The sequence below is a fragment of the Aquabacterium sp. UBA2148 genome, assembly GCF_002328915.1.
Taxonomy (GTDB): Bacteria; Pseudomonadota; Gammaproteobacteria; order Burkholderiales; family Burkholderiaceae_C; genus Aquabacterium; species Aquabacterium parvum.
The window spans coordinates 14,841-18,179 of record NZ_DCXA01000055.1; the positions used below are offsets into that span (position 1 = coordinate 14,841).

Here is a 3,339-nt window from a genome sequence, read left to right on the forward strand (position 1 = left end):
GCCTCGGCCCACGCTTGCGTCTCGGCGGGAAACACCGGCGCCCTGATGGCGCTGGCGCGCTACCTGCTCAAAACCCTGGAAGGCATCGACCGCCCGGCGCTCGCCACCGTCATGCCCAACCAGAAAGACGGCTTCACCACCGTGCTCGACCTGGGCGCCAACGTCGATTGCACGGCCGAGCACCTGCTTCAGTTCGCCGTCATGGGCTCGGCCCTGGTGTCGGCCGTCGATGGCAAGTCCAACCCCAGCGTCGGTCTGCTCAACATCGGTGAAGAAGTCATCAAGGGCAGCGAAGTGATCAAGCGCGCCGGTGAACTGCTGCGCCGCGCCCACGACCAGGGACTCATCCAGTTCCATGGCAACGTCGAGGGCAATGACATTTTCAAGGGCACTTCGGACATCGTGGTGTGCGACGGCTTCGTCGGCAACGTGGCCCTCAAGACCGCCGAAGGCCTGGCCAGCATGTTCGCCGCCTTCATCAAGCAAGAGTTCACGCGCAACATCGTCACCAAACTGGTGGCTTTGTTCGCGATGCCGGTGCTAAATCGCTTCAAAAACCGGGTTGACCACCGCCGCTACAGCGGTGCGGCCTTGCTGGGCTTGCGTGGCCTGGTCTTCAAGAGTCACGGATCTTCGGACAAGCTGGCCTTCGAAGTGGCGCTCAATCGCGCTTATGATGCGGCCCGTCATCGACTGCTGGACCGGGTTCACGACCAGATCGCAGCCACCGTGGCCAGCCTGCCCACCCTTGTGGAAGCCGGCTCCTCGGAGGATGTGGGTCGCGCCGCCTGATCCCCTCATTAATGTCAGACAGACTGACGGCACACCAGCCAGACCCCCTGCAAGCCTCTACCCGGGCTGCAAACCTGGCGCCTCACAAGGGCGCCTCCCCCCTCAGCAAGTTCTCTCGCATTGCCGGCACCGGCAGCTTCCTGCCCCCGCATCGGGTGCCCAATCAGGAGCTGGTCGAGCGCCTGGCGCGCGATGGCCTCGACACCTCCGACGAATGGATCGTTGAGCGAACGGGCATCCAGGCCAGGCACTTCGCCGAGCCCGATGTCACCTCCAGCCAACTGGGTCTGCAGGCGAGCTTGCGAGCGATCGAAGCCGCAGGCTGCAAAGCCTCGGACATCGACCTGATCGTTTGCGCCACGTCCACGCCGGACATGGTCTTTCCCTCGACAGCCTGCCTCATCCAGCGTGACCTGGGCATCTCTGGCTGCCCGGCTTTCGACGTGCAGGCGGTTTGCTCTGGCTTCATCTACGCGCTCACCGTGGCGGACTCGATGATCCGCAGCGGCGTTGCCCGCCGTGCGTTGGTCATTGGCGCCGAGGTGTTCTCCCGCCTGCTTGACTTCAGCGATCGAACCACCTGCGTGCTGTTCGGCGATGGGGCAGGGGCCGTGGTGCTCGAAGCCTCCGACCAGCCCGGCATCGTCGCATCCTGTCTGCATGCCGATGGCCAGCACGTGGGGTTGCTCAACGTGCCGGGCCATGTCAGTGGTGGCCGCATCCTGGGTGATGCCACCTTGAAGATGGATGGGCAGGCGGTGTTCAAATTGGCCGTGAGCGTGCTCGACAAAGCCGCCCATGAGGTGCTTGATGCTGCGGGGCGCGATGCCTCGTGCATCGACTGGTTGATCCCGCACCAGGCGAACCTGCGCATCATGCAGGGCACTGCCAAGAAATTGAAACTTCCCTATGACAGGATCGTGGTCACGGTGGACCAGCATGGCAACACGTCGGCGGCGTCCATCCCGCTGGCGTTGGACCATGGTGTTCGCAGCGGCCAGGTCCAGCGGGGCCAGACCCTGATGCTCGAAGGCGTCGGGGGTGGCTTCACGTGGGGTGCCGTGCTCGTCGACTACTGACGCGCCTGCGACCTGGACGCCACGCCTCCAACAACAACGATTTGGACAACCAGACATGACAGCTTTCGCATTTGTTTTTCCGGGTCAGGGCTCTCAGTCCATGGGCATGCTCAACGCCTGGGGAGACCACCCCGCTGTGCGGGCCACCCTCGCCGAAGCCTCTGACGCCCTGGGTGAAGACATCGCCAGGCTGATCGCCGAAGGCCCGAAAGAGGCCCTGGACCTGACCACCAACACCCAGCCCGTGATGCTGACCGCTGGCGTGGCATGCTGGCGCGCCTGGCTGGCAGACACCGGCCTGATGCCAGCGGCCGTGGCGGGGCACTCGCTGGGCGAGTACGCTGCACTCGTGGCCGCTGGGGCGCTGACGCTCAAGGACGCACTGCCTTTGGTGAGGTTCCGCGCCCAGGCCATGCAAGAGGCGGTGCCCGTGGGTGCCGGTGGCATGGCGGCCATCCTGGGCATGGATGCCGAGGGCGTGAAGGCGGGTTGTGCCGAGGCCGCTGCGCTCACGGGTGAAGCCGTCGAAGCCGTCAACTTCAATGACCCGAAGCAGACCGTGATCGCTGGTACCAAGGCCGCGGTCGAGAAGGCCTGTGAAGTGCTCAAGGCCGCCGGCGCCAAACGCGCGCTGCCGCTGCCCGTGTCGGCCCCGTTCCACTCCAGCCTGATGAAGCCGGCCGCCGAGCGCCTCAAGGAAAAGCTCGCCGCCACGGCGTTCGCCGTGCCCTCCATCGCCGTGATCAACAACATCGACGTGGTCGTGGCAGCTGATCCGGACGCCATTCGCGACGCGCTGTACCGCCAGGCTTTTGGCCCGGTGCGCTGGGTCGAGTCTGTGCAGGCCCTCAAGGGCCGTGGCCTGACCCACGTCATCGAGTGTGGTCCCGGCAAGGTTTTGTCGGGCATGGTCAAGCGCATCGACGCCGAACTGGTCACCGGCTGTGTGCTGGATCCGACCTCTCTGACCGAAGTCAAGGCCCTGCTGGCCTGAGGAGCAAAACCATGAGCAACGAATTCAAAGGTCAAGTGGCCCTGGTCACCGGCGCCAGCCGTGGCATTGGCCGAGCCATCGCTGTCGCGCTGGCCCAACGCGGCTTGAAGGTCATCGGCACCGCCACGTCCGAATCGGGCGCGCAGGCCATTTCCGAAGGCCTGTCTGCGTTCGAGGGATGCAAGGGCATTGTCCTGAACGTGACCGACGCCGCGGGTGTCGACGCAGCGGTGGATGCCATCATCAAAGAGCATGGTGCTTTGCACGTGCTGGTCAACAACGCGGGCATCACCCGGGACATGCTGGCCATGCGCCTGAAGGACGAAGACTGGGACGCGGTGCTCGACACCAACCTCAAGGCCGTCTTCCGCATGAGCCGAGCCGTCATGCGTCCCATGATGAAGCAGCGCCACGGCCGCATCATCAGCATCACCTCCGTGGTGGGCGCCGCCGGCAACCCGGGGCAGGCCAACT

General features: G+C 65.0%; 4 protein-coding genes. All 4 read left to right on the forward strand.

The window, feature by feature from the left end; all coding sequences use genetic code 11:
- A partial coding sequence (gene plsX / locus B2W70_RS03075; protein ID WP_286742735.1) for a phosphate acyltransferase PlsX occupies window positions 1-792 on the forward strand: 792 nt, incomplete at its 5' end.
- An 11-nt stretch (window positions 793-803) separates the two neighbouring features.
- Window positions 804-1,871: a beta-ketoacyl-ACP synthase III gene (locus tag B2W70_RS03080; protein ID WP_286742737.1), complete on the forward strand. Its 1,068-nt coding sequence runs from the start codon at window positions 804-806 to the stop codon at window positions 1,869-1,871.
- 55 nt (window positions 1,872-1,926) lie between these two features.
- Window positions 1,927-2,865 carry an ACP S-malonyltransferase gene (fabD, locus tag B2W70_RS03085; RefSeq protein ID WP_286742740.1) on the forward strand — a complete coding sequence of 313 codons (939 nt, stop codon included), beginning with the start codon at window positions 1,927-1,929 and terminating at the stop codon, window positions 2,863-2,865.
- An 11-nt stretch (window positions 2,866-2,876) separates the two neighbouring features.
- Window positions 2,877-3,339 (forward strand): SDR family NAD(P)-dependent oxidoreductase (locus B2W70_RS03090; RefSeq protein WP_286742743.1); only part of this gene is annotated, 463 nt, incomplete at its 3' end.